This window comes from Clostridium peptidivorans, assembly GCF_900205925.1.
GTDB lineage: Bacteria > Bacillota > Clostridia > Clostridiales > Clostridiaceae > Clostridium_AK > Clostridium_AK peptidivorans.
This window is the reverse complement of the sequence record NZ_OAOD01000002.1, coordinates 96,792-114,883: the sequence shown is the minus strand read 5'-3', so window position 1 is coordinate 114,883 and position 18,092 is coordinate 96,792. Positions and strand designations below refer to the sequence as shown.

Here is an 18,092-nt window from a genome sequence, read left to right as displayed (position 1 = left end):
TATTCGTATTTATATATGAGGTGATTTATATGAGATAATATATAATTGATGTAAGCTATTATTTAAAGTTAATAAGGGAGGATAGTATGAAAATAGGGGAGGAAAATTTTATTCGCGAGCTTATAAATAAGAATCCTAAAGCTTTAGAATATATAATAAATACTTATGGAAATCTTGTATATAAGATAGTTTATAGCATATTAAATGAAAATCATCATGAAACAGAAGAATGTATGGATGATGTATTTGTTTCTGTATGGAGCAATATAGTTAGTTTTAAAAAGGATAAAGGAAACTTTAAAAATTGGATTGCATGTATAGCTAAGTACAAGGCTATTGATTATAGTAGAAAGTCAAATTTTAATGATAATGTAGAAAATTTAGATGATTATAATTTGACAGCGGAAGTTAATATTGAGGGAGAAATAATAAGTAAAGAAAATAGAAAAGAAATTTTAAATTTAGTTAATTCTATGAAAGAAGTGGATAGGGAGATATTTATAAGAAGATATTTTCTTGATGAGGATATAGAGTTCATTTCTCAAAAGGTAAATATGAATAGGGCTAATGTAGATAATAGATTGTCTAGAGGAAGAAAATTTTTAAAAGAAAAGTTTGATTTTTTTAAAAAGGAGGTAATTTAAATGAATAACGGGAAAGATGAGAATATATATGATATGTTCAATGATATGGAAATAGATTTAGATCAATATGAAAATATAAATATTAATTTAAATGATTTAGAAAAGAAGAAGATTAAAAAAAGGGTTCTCAAAAACGTAAAAAGCAAAAAAACAAAAGGGAAATTATTTAAAATAGCTGGAGCTTCTGTAATCATATGCTTAGGTTTAGGATTAGGGATACCTGTAGTAGCTAAAAATGTACCAGCAGTAAACTCTATTTTTGAACAAATAAATAAAAAGAGAGGAAATACAGCAGAATATTTAAAGTATGCTGAAAATGTAAGTAAAAGTACAACAGATAAGGGAATAACTTTAACTGTAAACGAAGCTTTGGCGGATGATAGCCATTTGCTTATAAGTTATACATTGAAAACTAATAATGAAGTTAAAAAGTTAATAGAAGATTCAAATAGACCATATTTTTATTTAGGAAATTATATTAAGATTAATGGTAAAAAAGAGCATTTTTCTGGGGGAGGCTCAGGTGAATATAAAGATAAAAACACATTTATAGCAGTATGTGAGTTAGATATAAGAGATAAGCACTTTTCCCAAAAATTCAATGTAAGTTTAGATATAAATGATATATATGGAGTAAATGGAAGTTGGAAGCTTTCATTTAATGTGGATAGAAAAGAAGTATTAAAAAATACTGTGACTTTTAATCCTAAAGCTAAAGTAAGTTTTCCTAAAGAAAATGTAGAAATAAAAACTGTATCTTTTAGTCCAGTAAATACATCGATAGTAATAAATGGTAAATATACTCAGTCAAAGGATCATAGTAATATGAGAGAGGGGGTAATAGAATATGATAATTGGCTTGTATTTACAGATAAAGGAGAGCAATTAAAGCCTACAGGATCACATATGGGAAGCGGCGGTATATCTTCTATCTTCAGTGATTTTAATGGTGAATTTAATTTTGAAAAGCCTAAAGAAATTCCTAAAAGCTTAAGAGTCATTCCTATTAAATATTTATACGTAAATGGAGATAAGAAAAATACAATTATAACTAAAGATTTAAAAGGAAGTTATCCAATGGAGTTTAAGCAAACTATAGGTAGTATAGTAATAGATAAAGTAGAGTTCAAAGATGATAAGACACTTATATACTCTACAGTAAAAGGAAGTATTCCAGACTATCAAATAAGCCATTTTAATATTCAAGATACTAATGGGAATATGGCTTTTCAGGATTATGGAGATATAAAGTATAATAAAGTTTCAGATGATAAGTTTATTATAGAAATGCCAAAGCTTGATAAAAATAAAGAGTATAAAATTGTAGTGGATACTCTTGAGCAATATGAAATAAGAGAAGATTTAGGATTTGATATAAATTTAAAGAAATAGATATTTTATTATATAATTTAAGTAGATAATGGTCTGTAGTGGAATAGTTAATACTGAATAGTTAATAGCAGCATTCAGTATTAACTATTAACTTTATATAATAAATATTTTAAATTATTTGCATTACCAACTTTGGTATATTATAATTTATAAGGAATTATACATAAAGTTAGGAAGGGAATGTGTACATATATGAAATTAGGAATTGTAGGTTTGCCAAACGTAGGCAAGAGTACCTTATTTAATGCTATAACCAACGCAGGAGCAGAAGCTGCTAACTATCCATTTTGCACTATTGAACCAAATGTAGGTGTGGTAACTGTTCCGGATAAGAGATTAAATGTATTAGAAGAAATATATAAATCAAAAAAGAAGGTATATGCAAGTGTAGAGTTTTATGATATAGCAGGTCTTGTAAGGGGCGCAAGTAAAGGTGAAGGATTAGGAAATAAGTTCTTATCACATATAAGAGAAGTTGAAGCTATACTTCATGTGGTAAGATGTTTTGATGATCCTAATGTAGTTCATGTTGAGGGTTCTGTAGATCCTATAAGAGATATAGAAACTATAAGCTTGGAACTAGTATTTTCCGATATGGAAGTTTTAGATAGAAGAATGGAAAAAAACAATAAGTTAGCAAAAAGCGGAGATAAGAAGGCAAAGTATGAACAAGAACTTATGGAGCAAATAAAAGTTCGCCTAGAATCAGGAAAACCTGTAAGAACTATGGAATTGAATGATGAAGATGCTGAATTTGTAAGAGGATTATTCCTTTTAACTTCTAAACCAGTATTATATGCAGCAAATATATCTGAAGATGATTTAATGTCAGGAAATTTAGATAATGATTATGTAAAAAAAGTTAAAGAGTATGCAGCTAATGAGAATTCAGAGGTTGTTGTTATAAGTGGAAAGATAGAAGAAGAACTTTCTTCCTTAGATGAAGAAGAAAAGAAAGAAATGCTGAAAGAATATGGTATTGAAGAACCAGGTCTTGATAAGCTTATTCATGCAGGTTATAAACTTTTAGGACTTATGAGTTATTTAACTGCAGGACAACAGGAAGTAAGAGCTTGGACCATAAAAATAGGAACCAAAGCACCAGAAGCTGCTGGTAAAATTCACTCTGATATAGAAAAGGGATTTATTAGAGCAGAAGTAATATCCTATGATAAGCTTGTGGAATGTGGTTCTGAAGCAGCTGCAAAGGAAAAGGGATACTATAGATTAGAAGGAAAAGAATATATTATGAAGGACGGCGATATAGTTCAATTTAGATTTAATGTTTAATTGAACTTATAGATTTTTAGAGAAAAATTCTGCATTTAGCAGAATTTTTTTTAATTGTTTATAAAAATATCTTGACCATTACCTAACGTAATGGTTTATTATATACATATAGGAGGGAGAATATGTTTAAAGAGAAGTTATTTACTGTAGGTGAATTTGCAAAAGCTGCCGGAATAACTATAAGGACTCTAAGATATTATGATAAAATAGGACTTTTAAAACCCTCCGAATATAATAAGGCTGGATATAGGCTTTATAATAAAAGAGATTTTGGTAAGTTACAAAATATACTTACATTAAAGTTTATAGGACTTTCTTTAGAAGATATAAAATATATCATAGAACAAGATATAAGTGATGAAAATTTTAAAAAATCATTGGAAATTCAAAAAAATATAATGAAACAAAAGATACATCATCTTAATCATGTAATAAGATCTATAGACGAAACTATTCAAATGGTAGATAAAAATGAAGGATTGGATTGGGATAAGTTTATAGATATAATAAGCATAATAAATATAGATAATAAATGGTTGGAGCAGTACTATAATGCTTCTAATTTAAGAGAAAGAATAAAAATTCATGAATTATATAGTACTAATAAAGAAGGCTGGATGGAGTGGTATTTTAAATTCTTAAATTTCAATAATAAAAAAAAGGTTCTTGAGTTAGGGTGTGGAGATGCAACTTTATGGACAAAAAACTTAGATAAAATTCCAGAAAGCTTAGAAATAACATTAACAGATTTTTCAGAAGGAATGTTAATGGATGCCATGAAGAATCTAGAAAAAACCAAAATGAAATTTAACTTTAGAGTTGTAAATGTAGAAAAAATACCCTTTGATGATAATTCTTTTGATATAATTATAGCAAATCATATGTTATATCATGCTGAAGATTTAGATAGGGCATTAAGTGAAATAAAGAGAGTTTTAAAACCTGATGGGATATTTTATGCTTCTACTGTAGGAAAAGGCCACATGAAAGAAATGAGAGAATTAGTTGGAGATATAGATGAAAAACTATTAAGTATAGAGTCATTTAATTTAACTGAAAAGTTCCAGCTGCAAAATGGCGAAGAGATACTCAAAGACTATTTTAAGCATATTACTTTGAAAAGATACGAGGATAGCTTAAAACTTACGGATATAGAGGCTCTTATAAATTATATATTTTCTATGCCAGGAACAATAGAAGAAAATTTTGATTATAAAAAGTTAACTAACTTAAAAGTTTTATTGAAAGATAAAATTACTGATAAAGGATATATATATATAACAAAGGATACAGGCTTTTTTATGTGTGAAAAATGATTTATTTTAAAATATAAAAATGATTTTAAGGAGAGTGTTTTAAATGGCAAATAAAAAAATACCTTTTTCACCACCAGATATAACTAAGGAAGAAATAGAAGAAGTAGTTAAGGCATTAGAATCTGGATGGATAACTTCAGGTCCTAGAGTTATGGAATTTGAAAAAGTTATGTCAAACTACTCAAATGCAAACAATGCCGTGGCAGTAGCTAGTGCAACTACAGGAATGGAGCTTATTTTAAAAGTATTTAACATAAAAGAAGGCGATGAAGTTATAACAACTCCATACACCTATACTTCTACAGCTAATGTAATACTTCATAGAGGAATTAAACCTACTTTTGTAGATGTAGAAAAGGAAAACTTCCTTATAGATGTAGAGGAAATTGAAAAGGCTATAACTCCTAAAACAAAGGCAATAATGACAGTGGATTTTGCAGGAGTTCCTGTAGATTATGATAAGATAAGAGAAGTACTTAAAAGAAAGGGAAGAGAAGATATAATTTTAATTTCTGATTCTGCCCATTCTTATGGAGCTTCTTATAAAGGGAAAAAGGTCGGAGGACAATTTGATTTTCATGTATTCTCCTTTCATGCAGTGAAGAATTTGACTACTGCAGAAGGCGGAGCAATAACATATAATGATAACAATTTTCATGGAAAAGAAGATTTAGTAAAAGTACTTAAGTATACGTCACTTAATGGTCAATCTAAAGATGCATTATCTAAAATGAAGGCTGGTGCATGGAAATATGACATAATAACTGATGGACTTAAATGTAACATGACAGATATTCAAGCTGCATTAGGCCTAGTACAAATGAAACGTTATGAAGGAATGCTTAATATAAGAAAGAGTATATTTGAAGTATACACAAATGCGTTGAAGGATAAAGAGTGGGCTATAATACCATTTTCAAAAGATGATGTAAAAGAAACGTCTTATCATTTATACCCACTTAGAATAAAAGGATTTGAAGAAGAACAGAGAAGTGCAGTGATTCAAGAATTAGCAGAAAAGGACATTGCTACAAATGTTCATTTTATACCTTTACCAATGTTTACATTGTTTAAAAATTTAGGATATAAAATAGAAAATTACCCAAATGCATATAATCAATATAAAAATGAAATAAGTTTACCAGTATATTCAACTCTTTCACTAGAAGATGCTAAATATGTAGTGGAAGAACTTATAAAAGCAGTAGAAAAACAACTATAGAAATATTACGACGTTTTTAATGTTGAACATCCTGTATGGGTTTTGCATTTATGAAAGCGGTTCGCTGTGCAAAGAAGCTCTAATATTTCAGAATTTAAATCACCTAAACTTTTTAAACTCGCTGTCAGCTCAGACAGTAAAAAGTTCTTAACGGTGATTTGAATTTTGAAATAAAGAGCTTCTAATGCTTACTCAATGCTTTCTACAATGCAGAACCCATACTATATGTTCAACATTAAAAATATCATTTAGGCTTACCTAACTAAAGGACTGGTAAGTCCGCAAAACCGATAGGTTGCAAGATGCTATTTATCCAATTACCTATATAAAACTACCCATCTTTAACTAATGGATTAAGTTTTCTATTCATTACTTATAAGGTCTTATAAACTCTCTAGCTGTCGCTTGAAATATTTTTACGTGCCAAACCTTAAAATGTTTTAGAAATTCAGTCGGCTGAATTTCTTCCTTCAGCAGTTCACATGAAGAACTTTTTAATGCTCTAGGAGCATAGAATTTTCATCGTAGAAGGCATTGAATGAGTCTTAGAACGGCTTTATTTATAAATTTAAAATACCGTTAAGAGCCGACTACTGTCTGAGTGACAGCGAGTTTAGGTGGCTTAGGGATTTTAAATTTATAAATATTTGCCGTTCTCGACGAAATGAACGCCTTCCTAGATGAAAATTCTATACGACCCAGAGCATTAAAAACGTCGCAATTTCCTTAAAGCTTTTATTATCAAAATAAAGAAGAACTTTAGAATGTCTAAGGTTCTTTTTTATTTTGCTCGATTTTAAATAAATTTTTATAAAAGGTGACAAAATAAAGATGTCCTTAAATAAAAAGAAGGGAAGTGATTATATGAAAAGAAGGAAAGGGGAACATGAAGAAGCTATGGAAACAGCTAAAAATATGCTGGAATCTAATATAGGAATGACTGAAATACTTGCAAGTACAGATTTAAGTGAAGATGAAGTGAAAAAAGCAATGAATAATATGAATAAAAAGATTGAGGATAATAGATAAATTTTAAAAATTGATTTAAAGCTTTCAAGAACTAGGTAATGTAAATAGTGCTTTAATATTGTTGACCTAGTTCTTGAAAAACTATTGCAATTATAATTAATATCCTGCTTTATATTAGAGTTATTGTAGTTACAATAAAAAGGATTTTAAAGTGGACTAAAATGGCTTACTTTAATATTTTTAAATTTTTTACTAAAAACTTCTTTTAAAGAAGGATTTTTTAGTTTATTATAGAATAATAAGAGAAGTGGTATAAAGTGGTTTAATGTGGAGTGAAATAGTTGATTGAGGTGTAAAAATGTTTATAGGGGAGTATATGCATGCTATAGATCCTAAAAATAGAATGATAGTCCCTGCAAAATTTAGAGAAAATCTAGGGGGAAAGTTCATATTAACAAAGGGATTAGATGGATGCTTATATATTTATACACTAGAAGACTGGAAGGAACTTGAAACGAAGCTAAAAAAACTCCCTTTAACTAGTAAGGATGCAAGGGCATTTGTAAGGTTTTTCTTTTCAGGTGCTAATGAAATAGAGATAGACAAGCAAGGAAGGGCTTTAATACCTCAAAATCTATTAGAATATGCTCATATAGAAAAGGAAATAGTAAGTATAGGAGTATCTAATAGAATTGAAATATGGAGTAAGAGAAATTGGGAAGAGTACAATGAAGCAAATGTAGATTATGAAGCAATAGCAGAAAAAATGAGCGAACTAGGAATTTAAAATATAAAGGTGGTAACAGTATGGAATTTAAACATGTATCTGTATTATTAAATGAAACAATTGATAGTTTAAATATAAAGGAAGATGGAATATACGTTGATTGCACTTTAGGTGGAGCAGGGCATTCAAGTGAGATACTTAAAAGGCTCTCTGACAATGGAAGGCTTATAGGAATAGATCAAGATGAAGATGCGCTAAGTGCTGCAAAAGAAAAATTAAAAAACTATAAAAATGTAACTTTTGTACACGATAATTTTTATAATATAGAAAATATTTTAGATGATTTAGGTATAGACAAGGTAGATGGGATAATTGCCGATTTAGGAGTTTCCTCTTATCAATTAGATGAAAAAGATAGAGGATTTAGTTATATGAATGATGCTCCATTAGATATGAGGATGGATAGAAGAATAGAATTTTCTGCTTATAATGTGGTTAATGAATATTCTTTTGAAGAATTATATAAAGTTATAAGAGAATATGGAGAGGAAAACTTTGCAAAGAGAATAGCACAGTTTATTGTAGAAGAAAGAAGTAAAGAACCTATAAAAACCACAGGAGAGCTTACAGAGGTCATAAAAAGAGCAATACCTGCTAAGTTCAGAAGAGAAGGACCTCATCCATCAAAAAGAACTTTTCAAGCTATAAGAATAGAAGTGAATGGAGAGCTTAGAATTTTAAACAAGGCAATAGAAGATGGAGTAAATAAACTAAAAAGTGGAGGGAGAATGTCTATAATAACTTTCCACTCTTTAGAAGATAGAATAGTTAAAAATAAGTTTAGGGAATTAGAAAGCCCATGTAATTGTCCAAAGGATTTTCCTATATGTGTATGTGGAAAAGAATCTATAGTAAAAGTTATATCAAGAAAACCAATAGAACCTTCAAAGGAAGAAGTGGAAGAGAATCCAAGAAGCAGAAGTGCTAAGCTTAGGGTGGCAGAAAAAAAATAAAGTTACTTGTTCTAATTAAAAAGGGGAGTGAATAAAGTGATAATACCAGAGAAGAAATCATACCATAGCTATATAAATGGTAATACGGTGCTAGCACCAGAACCTGAAATATCACAAAATGAGAGGCACAAAGAAAAGCATAGTAAAAAGGGGATAAATAAAGGTAAAAAAATTTCAAGTGGGAAATTAAAAGCACTTAGAAATATAGGGGTTACTTTTATAATTGGAGTTACACTTATAGGACGTTATAGTATGATATACGGAATTCAAAGAGACCTAAATGCCATAGGTTTAGAAATTAATTCTATAAATAAGGAAAATGAAAATTTAAGAGTAGAACTGGTAAAGTTTAATAACTTGCAGTATATAGAAGATGTTGCTACTAAAAAGCTTAATATGGTAAGTCCTACTAAATCAAATATAATGTACTGCAACTTGGAAAACGAGATAGTAAAAGCTCCAGAAAAACAATTGGATACACAAAAAGATGAAGGTTTGATAAAAAAAATTTTTAGCAAGTTATTTTAACGGAGGTATATGTTTTGGATAAAAAAGTATATAGGGATAGAGTTATAATTAAGAAAAGAATGTTTATTATACTACTAGTCCTTATATTTCTGTTTACCTGCCTTGTAGGAAGGTTAAGTTTTATTATGATATATAAATCCCCAAAATATGAAAAGATGGCAGTGGATCAATGGACTAGTGAAGTTCAAATTTCTGCAAAAAGGGGAAGAATATTGGATAGAAACGGAAATGAGCTTGCAGTAAGTGCTAACGTGTATAGAGTAGATTTAGATTTAAATACATTAAGAAATACTATGGAAGATTTAAATTTAACCCCACATGACGTAGCAGCCAAGCTATCTCCAATACTTGAAATGGAAACAGAAGAAATAGTAAAAATTATAAACAAAAAATTCCCTAGTGGTCTTCCTTATGGATCCGCTACATTAAAAAGGCGAATAGAAAAGCCTATAGCAGACAAAGTCAGAGATTTAAAAATAAATGGTGTGATAGTTTCTGCAGATACAAAAAGGTATTATCCAAACAATAATTTTTTAGCTCATGTATTAGGACATACTAATTCTGATGGAAATGGTTTGACTGGAGTAGAGCTTAGTTATAATAAGATACTTTCAGGAGAACCTGGAAAAAGAATAGCAGAAATGGACAGTACAAGGTCTAGAGAGCTTCCATATGTTATTTCTGAATTTAGTAAACCTAAGGATGGAAAAGATGTAGTTTTAACTACAGATGAAATGATACAGCATTTTGCTGAAAAGGCTGCGGATCAGGCTTTAAGTGATAATAAAGCTAAAGCTGTTACTATAATTGCAATGGACCCTAATAATGGTGAAATACTAGCAATGGCTAATAAGCCGGATTATAATCCTAATAATCCGTGGATAGAAGGTAAAAGTTATGCAGAACTCCAAACCTTTTGGAGAAATAGAGCAGTAAATGATGCTTATGAACCAGGTTCTATTTTTAAGGTTATTACTGCTGCTGCAGCACTTGAAGAAAATGCAGTAAGTGCTAATGATAAATTTGTTTGTAATGGATCTGTAACAATAGGGGGTAGGACTATACATTGTTGGAAGACATCTGGACATGGAACGCAGGATTTTACAGGTATACTTAAAAATTCTTGTAATGTTGGCTTTGCTGAAGTAGGTAAAAAAATAGGTAAAGAAAAACTATATCAATATATTAAAAAGTTTGGATTAGGTGAAAAAACAGGTATAGATTTATCAGGAGAAGCAAAGGGAATAATTAAAAAGCCTGAGAATATGGCAGATATAGATTTAGCTACAATTTCTTTTGGCCAGGCAAATACAATGTCTCCAATTCAATATTTAACAGCTTTTAATGCAGTAGCTAATGGCGGAAAGCTTATTACACCACATGTACTCAAGAAGGTAGTTCATTATGATGAGGAAACAGGAAAAGAAGTAGTAGATGAAGAATATAGTAATTTTAATGAAAGACAAATCTTAGATAGCAATAAGACGGCTATTTTAAGAGAGTACTTAGAAAAGGTAGTATCTGAAGGCGGAGGAAAAAAAGCTTTTATTGAAGGATATCATATAGGTGGTAAAACTGGTACAGCACAAAAGGTTGTAAATGGCGTGTATGGTCAAGGCAAATATATATCTTCTTTTGCAGGCATGGCACCAGCAGATAAGCCACAAATAACTTTATTTGTATCCATTGACGAACCAGATCCATCTAACTATTATGCAGGACAAATTACTGCTCCAGTGGCGCAGCAAGTTTTTAATGATATATTTAACTATTTAGCATTCAAATCTGATGCAACTTCAGATAAAGTAGCAGAAAGTCTTAAAAAAGATGTAGTAATTCCTGAAATAAGAGGCATGAAAAAAACGGATGCATTAAAGGTATTAAAAGAGTATAATTTAGATTATCAAATGGAGCAGGATGGAGAGTACATCACGGATATTAATCCAAAACCTGGATATACTGTAAAAGAAGGAAGCAAGATTCTTCTTTACACAGGAAATTCTTCAAATTATAATAATAATGTGGTAGTAGTTCCAAGTATAACTGGATACAGCATTGAAAGAGCATCAGAACTTTTAAATAGCTTAGGGCTTAAGGTTCAATATGAAGGAAATGGACTTATCTATGATCAAAGCATAGAGGAAGGTAAGGAAGTATCTAAGGGAACTACAGTTTTTGTAAGATTAGAAGAAGTAGGAGATTAATTACAGTGAACGGCATGCCGTTCACTGTTATACTGTAAAGGGGTGTTGAAAATGCTTTTAAAAAAATTATTAGAAGGTTTAGATTATGAAGTACTAAAGGGCGATGATAATTTAGAAGTAAATAATATAAACTATGATTCAAGAAAAGTAGAAAATGGAGATATGTTTGTTGCTATAAAAGGATATAGTACCGATGGACATAAGTTTATACATAAGGCATATGAAAGTGGAGCAAAGGTAATTGTATGTGAAGATATCCTTGATGATATGCCAAAGTGTACTATTATCAAGGTTTCAGATAGTAGAAAAGCATTAGCAATTGCAGCATCAAATTTTTATGGAAATCCCAAAGATAAGCTTAAAATAATAGGAGTTACAGGTACCAATGGAAAAACGACTTCTACATTTATGATAAAATCAATATTAGAAACAGCAGGATACAAAGTTGGTCTTTTAGGAACTATAGCAAATTATATTGGCAATAAAAAATTACATGCTGATAGAACTACTCCAGAATCTCTAGAAATGCACAGTTTATTTAGTGATATGGTAAATGATGGAGTGGATTATTGTGTAATGGAGGTTTCATCTCATTCGCTTTATTTAAATAGAGTTTATGGAATAGAGTTTCAGGAAGGGCTATTTACAAATTTAACTCAAGATCATTTGGATTTTCATGAAACCTTTGAAAATTATTACAATGCTAAGTTTTTGTTATTTAAAAATAGTAAAAATTCTATAGTAAATATAGATGATATTTATGGAAAGAGAATATATAAAGAAGTTTTGACAAATAAAATAACTTATTCTTTAGATGAGAGTGCCGATGTAGAAGCTTCTAATATAGTAATGCATTCGCGTGGAGCAGAATTTGATATGAATTATAATAATAATAATAATAATAAAATTCATGTTGATATAAATATACCAGGTAAATATAACATAATGAATGCTTTAGGTAGTGCTTCTGTATGTATATGTGAAGGAATAGATATGGAAATTATAAAACAGGGACTTACAAATATGTCAGGGGTACCTGGGAGATGTGAGCTGGTTACTAAAGACTATGATTTAGGATATGATGTTATAATAGATTATGCACATACGCCAGATGGACTTGAAAATATATTAAAAACAGCTAAAGAATTTACTTTAGGAAGACTTATAAGCGTATTTGGCTGTGGAGGGGATAGAGATAAAACTAAAAGGCCTATAATGGGTAAATTAGGCACTGAATTAAGTGATATAGCTGTTATTACCTCTGATAATCCAAGAACTGAAGAACCGGAAGCAATAATAAAGGATATAGTTTCAGGAATAGAAAGGAATAATTATATAGTAGCAGAAAGCAGACGTGATGCTATAAAAGAAGCTATGAAAATTGCTAGAAAAGGTGACGTAATAGTTGTTGCAGGAAAGGGCCATGAAGATTATCAAATATTGAATGATAAAACAATACACTTTGATGAAAGAGAAATAGTAAAGGAAATAATACAGGAACTGTACTAATGGAAGGGGTTTTTTTAGTGGAATATATGAAATTTGATGAAATAGTAAATGCTGTAGGAGGTAAAGTAATAGTAAAAGGTAATGCCTTTGATTATAATAATATTTCAACTGATACAAGAAAGATAGGAGAAAAGAGCATATTCATAGCTCTTAAGGGTGAAAACTTTAATGCAAACAACTATATAATCGAAGCAAGTAGCAAGGGGGCTTCAATATGTATAGTTGATGAGATAAATTTTGAAACAGAAAAATTGAAGGAATATACCTCTATAATAAAGGTTGATGATACAAAAAAGGCATTGCTTGACTTAGCAGAATACTATAGAACATTGCTCAATATAAAAATTATAGGAATCACAGGATCCACTGGGAAAACATCAACAAAGGATTTAACTCATGCAGCATTAAGCAGGAAGTTTAAGGTTTTTAAAACAGAAGGAAACTTTAATAATGAAATAGGACTTCCTCTTATGATGTTTAAATTAGACAGCACTTATGATATAGCAGTACTTGAAATGGGAATGAATAATTTAGGGGAAATACACAATATGACAAAGGCTGCTAGACCTGATATAGCTCTAATAACTAATGTTGGAATAACACATATAGAAAATTTAAAAACTAGAGAAAATATATTAAAGGCTAAGTTAGAGATTACAAACTTCTTTAATAAGGAAAATACACTAATAGTAAATGCAGATAATGATCTTTTATCAGAAATTGATTTTACTGATTTTAATGTTATAAAAACAGGAATAGAAAATAAAAAAGATTTATATGCTTATAATATAGTCTTAAATGAAAAGAGTATAAGCTTTACGACTAAGGAAAATTCCACAGGAGAAGCAGAAGACTTTTATATTGAAGCACCAGGAAAACATAATGTGCTTAATGCACTCTTAGCTATAGCGTGTGCTAGAAAGTTAGGTGTAGAATTTAAACTTATAAAGGAAGGATTTGGAAATCTAAAGTTTACTTCTATGAGATTAGATATAATAAAGGAAGAAAAATTTACCATAGTTAATGACTGCTATAATGCAAGTCCAGACTCTATGAGAGCAGCTATAGATGTACTTATGAACATAAATGGGGATAGAAAAATAGTAGTGCTTGGAACTATGAAAGAACTAGGACATAAAGCATATGAAGCTCATAAAGAAGTAGGGTTATTTGCAAAATTAAAGGGAGTGAATACTTTAATAGTTGTAGGAGAATTCCAAAATGCTTATGAAGAAGGGTTTAAAGAAGATATAGATAAAAGAAATATTGGGGAAGTTATAAAAGTACAAGATACAGACCAAGCGGCAAAGATTTTAAAAGAGTACTTGAAAAAAGATGATGTAGTACTTGTGAAAGCGTCTAGAGCTATGCGTTTTGAAAAAATCGTTGAAACTCTAAGGAGCAATTAATTCAAGGAGGTGAAGGGCTCTTCACTAAAAGAGCCTGACTATTAATGAACAGCAAGATAATTTATTCTGTATTAGTAGCTTTTATATTTTCTATTATAGGAGGACCAATATTTATACCAATTCTTCATAAACTAAAATTTGGCCAAAATATAAGAGAAGAAGGACCTAGGAGTCATCAAAAAAAAGCAGGAACACCAACTATGGGAGGAATAATATTTATTATAGCCTCTATTATATCCATGATAATACTTGTAAGAAAACCAAGTGATGAAGCAATGTTTGCATTATATGCCTTCATTGCATTTGGATGTATAGGATTTGTAGATGATCTTCTTAAAATTATACATAAGAATAATTTGGGACTTAGGGCTTATCAAAAGATGTTAATGCTTCTTTTGGTTTCCTTTGGATTCGGATTCTATGCAGCAAATAATCCTGAAATTGGGACTTCTATTATAATTCCTTTTGTAGGTAAAGCAGTAGACTTAGGAATATTTTATATTCCCTTTATAATAATATATTTTGCAGCTACCACTAATGCCGTAAATTTAACAGATGGTTTAGATGGACTTGCGACATCCGTTACTATACTTGTTATGACATTTTTTGTTATAGTAAGCTTTAATATGGGAAATTATACTTTATCAGTCTTTTGTGCAGTAGTATCAGGGGCGTTGCTTGGATTTTTAAGATACAATGCTTTTCCAGCTCAGGTATTTATGGGAGACACTGGATCACTTGCTTTAGGAGGAGCATTAGCTGCAGTGGCTATGATTTTAAAACTTCCTTTATTAGTGATAATAGTAGGAGGAGTATATGTTATGGAAACATTATCCGTAATACTTCAAGTAGCCTCATTTAAGTTAACAGGGAAGAGAATATTTAAAATGAGCCCTCTTCACCATCACTTTGAGTTATGTGGATGGCATGAAACCAAAGTAGTATCAGCATTTTCTATTGCAACTGTAATACTTTGTATGATTGCATTTTTATCATTTTAGTGATTTTGAGTAATATTTTAGGAGGTTATTATGAGAAGGCTCCAAAAGAAAAGGTTCCAAAATAAAATGGGAACTGTAGATTTTGTTCTTTTTACAGTGATAATGTTACTTGTAGCCATAGGAGTAGTTATGGTTTTTAGTGCTAGTTCTTACTTTGCTTTTTATAAGTATAAAGATAGTATGTTCTTTTTGAAAAAACAAGGATTGTGGGCAACACTTGGAATAATATTTATGTTTATTGCCATGAGCTATGATTATCATGAGTTAAAAAAACACACAAAGATAATTATGATTGTTACAACAATTTTACTTTTAGTAGTACTTGCATTTCCAGAAAGGAATGGTGCAAGAAGATGGATAACGCTAGGACCAGCTAGTTTTCAGCCATCAGAAATAGCAAAGTATGCGGTGGTCTTATTTATAGCTAAAAGTATGGAAATAAAGGGAGAAAAGATCAAGACTTTTTTCCGTGGAGTAATACCGTATCTCTTGGTTGGAGGATTTTACGCTGGACTTGTATACTTAGAAAAAAACCTAAGTATAGCAACAGTTATAATGGGAGTAACTTTTATAATGCTTTTCATAGCAGGTGCAAGGTTTTCTCATCTTTTGGCAGTAGTAGCGCCAGTTGTATGTGCAGGAGCAGCAGCCATACTTTTAGTACCTTTTAGAAGAGCAAGATTTTTTACCTATAGAAATCCTTGGATAGATCCCCAAAAAACAGGTTATCAATTAATACAATCTTTCTTAGCTTTAGGCTCTGGAGGGATTTGGGGAGTAGGGCTAGGGCAATCAAGACAAAAGTGTTATTATATTCCTGAGCCACATAATGATTTTATATTTGCAGTTATAGGTGAAGAATTAGGACTTATAGGATGCACGTTCATAGTATTATTATTTTGCATATTTGTATGGAGAGGCATAGTAACTGCTGTTAAGGCAAAGGATACCTTCGGTACAATGCTTGCAATAGGTATAACTGCAGTTATAGCAATACAGGCAATTATAAATATTGCAGTTGTTACTGGCTCTATTCCTGTAACTGGAGTTCCACTACCATTTATAAGTTATGGAGGTTCATCCTTAGTAGTGAACCTCACGGCTATGGGAGTGCTTTTAAATGTATCAAGGCAAAAAAGTAACAGTTAAATTGTAGCATTGCAAATATTTGCAATGCTACAATTTTGCATTAAACAAAAAAATTAACAAAAATTTAAACAAAAATTTAATAAAAAATTTAATGAAATTAATTATAGCAAGTGTTATTATATAATATATGAACAAATGGTTAGGGTGGAGAGTTGAAATGATAGAAGTTACAAATGTTAATAGCAAGGATAAAGTAGTAGAGGATAATAATAAAGAAAAGAATGAATTTATATTAAAAAGGCGAAGAAGAAAGTTTGTAAAAAAATTAGTGCTATCATTATTATTTTTAATTGGAGTTTTGATGACTTTGCTTCTCAAACATCCGTATTTTAATATAAAGGATATAAAGGTTAATAATAATAAAAATATATCTATAAGTAGTGTTATAGAAACTTCTAAACTTAGCAAAGGGAATAATATTTTTTATATAGATTTAGATAGTGCTAAAAAAAACTTGTTAAAAGATCCATATATATTAGATGCTGAGATGAAAAGAGAATTACCAAGTACTTTAGTTGTAACTGTAAAGGAAAGGGAAGCAGTATTTTATGGAAATAACGGGAATAGATATTTGGTATTAGATAAAAATGGTGTTGTACTAGAAGAAAGACAAGATATAAAGAATATGAATCTTGTAAAACTACAAGGATTTGATGAAAATAAAAGTAAAGTAGGTCAGCCAATTGTAGTAGATGATGAAAGAAAGATAGAGACTGCTAGAGAACTGTCGGCTCTTTTAGGTAGCAAAAAAGATAACTATGGAATTTCAACAGTGGACATACATGATATAACAAATATAAAAGTGTATTACAATAATATTTGTATTAAACTTGGAAATAATGAAAGATTAGAGGAGAAGCTTAATAAAGCTTTTAATATAGCTTTTCAAAAGGAAGAATTAAAAGGAAAAAAAGGATATATAGATGTGAGTTTTGAAGGTAATCCTGTAGTTTTTATAGAGTAATTGGGAGGGGTTTTTTATGCGCAAATGGACTTCGCAAATAAGTTTGGCTTTAGTATGTGGAGTACTTGGATTTACTTTAGCATATCAATTTAAAGCTATTTTAAAAAGAGAAAAGATATTAAATGTAAATCAATATACAACTAATAATGTCAATACAGAAATTGAGCAATACAAAAAGGATAAAGAAGGGTTAAATAAAAAAATAGAAGAACTTCAAATTAAATTAAATGATTATGAATCAGCAGCAGCAGGAAATGACGACACTACCAAAAAACTTTTAGCAGATTTAGAAGAAACTAGACTTTTAACAGGAACAACAGATGTTCAAGGAGAAGGTATAATCATACAACTAATACCAAACCAAGACATTTTTGGAAACAATGGAGGAATGACTATAACAGATAGGCACTTAGTTTTTTTAGTAAATGAATTAAGGTTTGCTGGAGCAGAAGCTATTTCTATAAATGATATAAGGCTTACACTAAAATCTGGTATAAGGATTTCGGGAAGTACGATTATAATAAATGGTGAAGATAGAGTATCACCTTCACAAAAGATAACTATAAAAGCAATAGGAGATAAAAAAAATCTAGAGGCTGCTTTGAATTTTCCTGAAACGCTAGCAGATTTTAAAGGTATTTCTGAGGTTAAATATGAGGTGGCTGATAATATAAAGATTCAAAAATATAATAAAGCATATAAATTTAACTATGCAAAACCTGTAGAAAAAGAAAATAAAAAATAGAGGTGACTTA

The 18,092-nt window shown here is 30.0% G+C and carries 16 protein-coding genes; all 16 read left to right on the top strand.

Annotation, left to right across the window (positions count from 1 at the left end; translation table 11 throughout):
- The first annotated feature begins 86 nt into the window (after positions 1 to 86).
- The 16 genes from CRN98_RS02325 to CRN98_RS02250 all read left to right on the top strand — a co-directional run bounded on the left by CRN98_RS02325 (position 87) and on the right by CRN98_RS02250 (position 18,082).
- Complete coding sequence (locus tag CRN98_RS02325) at positions 87 to 644, top strand: sigma-70 family RNA polymerase sigma factor (protein WP_097025812.1); 558 nt, start codon at positions 87 to 89, stop codon at positions 642 to 644.
- Positions 645 to 2,036, top strand: a complete 1,392-nt coding sequence (locus CRN98_RS02320; RefSeq protein WP_097025811.1) for a DUF4179 domain-containing protein — start codon at positions 645 to 647, stop codon at positions 2,034 to 2,036.
- A 192-nt stretch (positions 2,037 to 2,228) separates the two neighbouring features.
- The gene (gene ychF / locus CRN98_RS02315; protein ID WP_097025810.1) at positions 2,229 to 3,326 is read left to right on the top strand and encodes a redox-regulated ATPase YchF; all 1,098 of its coding nucleotides are present in this window, start codon (positions 2,229 to 2,231) and stop codon (positions 3,324 to 3,326) included.
- A 122-nt stretch (positions 3,327 to 3,448) separates the two neighbouring features.
- Positions 3,449 to 4,642, top strand: coding sequence for a MerR family transcriptional regulator (locus CRN98_RS02310; RefSeq protein WP_097025809.1), 1,194 nt, complete (start codon positions 3,449 to 3,451; stop codon positions 4,640 to 4,642).
- 43 nt (positions 4,643 to 4,685) lie between these two features.
- Positions 4,686 to 5,864 carry a DegT/DnrJ/EryC1/StrS family aminotransferase gene (locus CRN98_RS02305; RefSeq protein ID WP_097025808.1) on the top strand — a complete coding sequence of 393 codons (1,179 nt, stop codon included), beginning with the start codon at positions 4,686 to 4,688 and terminating at the stop codon, positions 5,862 to 5,864.
- 864 nt (positions 5,865 to 6,728) lie between these two features.
- Positions 6,729 to 6,893, top strand: coding sequence for a hypothetical protein (locus CRN98_RS17600; RefSeq protein ID WP_179631877.1), 165 nt, complete (start codon positions 6,729 to 6,731; stop codon positions 6,891 to 6,893).
- Between the two features lie 298 nt (positions 6,894 to 7,191).
- Positions 7,192 to 7,620 (top strand): division/cell wall cluster transcriptional repressor MraZ, encoded by a 429-nt coding sequence (mraZ, locus tag CRN98_RS02295; RefSeq protein WP_097025806.1) that lies wholly within the window; start codon positions 7,192 to 7,194, stop codon positions 7,618 to 7,620.
- A 20-nt stretch (positions 7,621 to 7,640) separates the two neighbouring features.
- Entirely contained in the window at positions 7,641 to 8,573 is a 933-nt protein-coding gene (gene rsmH / locus CRN98_RS02290; RefSeq protein ID WP_097025805.1) for a 16S rRNA (cytosine(1402)-N(4))-methyltransferase RsmH, read from the top strand.
- Positions 8,574 to 8,609: 36 nt separating this feature from the next.
- On the top strand, positions 8,610 to 9,101 hold the full coding sequence (locus tag CRN98_RS02285; RefSeq protein WP_097025804.1) for a hypothetical protein: 492 nt from the start codon (positions 8,610 to 8,612) through the stop codon (positions 9,099 to 9,101).
- A gap of 14 nt (positions 9,102 to 9,115) precedes the next feature.
- Positions 9,116 to 11,305, top strand: a complete 2,190-nt coding sequence (locus CRN98_RS02280; protein ID WP_423237077.1) for a stage V sporulation protein D — start codon at positions 9,116 to 9,118, stop codon at positions 11,303 to 11,305.
- Between the two features lie 51 nt (positions 11,306 to 11,356).
- Positions 11,357 to 12,814 carry a UDP-N-acetylmuramoyl-L-alanyl-D-glutamate--2,6-diaminopimelate ligase gene (locus CRN98_RS02275; RefSeq protein ID WP_097025803.1) on the top strand — a complete coding sequence of 486 codons (1,458 nt, stop codon included), beginning with the start codon at positions 11,357 to 11,359 and terminating at the stop codon, positions 12,812 to 12,814.
- A gap of 17 nt (positions 12,815 to 12,831) precedes the next feature.
- Entirely contained in the window at positions 12,832 to 14,223 is a 1,392-nt protein-coding gene (locus tag CRN98_RS02270; protein WP_097025989.1) for a UDP-N-acetylmuramoyl-tripeptide--D-alanyl-D-alanine ligase, read from the top strand.
- Between the two features lie 44 nt (positions 14,224 to 14,267).
- Entirely contained in the window at positions 14,268 to 15,224 is a 957-nt protein-coding gene (gene mraY, locus CRN98_RS02265) for a phospho-N-acetylmuramoyl-pentapeptide-transferase (RefSeq protein ID WP_097025802.1), read from the top strand.
- A 30-nt stretch (positions 15,225 to 15,254) separates the two neighbouring features.
- On the top strand, positions 15,255 to 16,373 hold the full coding sequence (gene spoVE / locus CRN98_RS02260; protein WP_097025801.1) for a stage V sporulation protein E: 1,119 nt from the start codon (positions 15,255 to 15,257) through the stop codon (positions 16,371 to 16,373).
- A 157-nt stretch (positions 16,374 to 16,530) separates the two neighbouring features.
- Positions 16,531 to 17,337, top strand: coding sequence for a cell division protein FtsQ/DivIB (locus CRN98_RS02255; RefSeq protein ID WP_097025800.1), 807 nt, complete (start codon positions 16,531 to 16,533; stop codon positions 17,335 to 17,337).
- 16 nt (positions 17,338 to 17,353) lie between these two features.
- Positions 17,354 to 18,082, top strand: a complete 729-nt coding sequence (locus tag CRN98_RS02250; protein WP_097025799.1) for a DUF881 domain-containing protein — start codon at positions 17,354 to 17,356, stop codon at positions 18,080 to 18,082.
- Positions 18,083 to 18,092 lie beyond the last annotated feature (10 nt).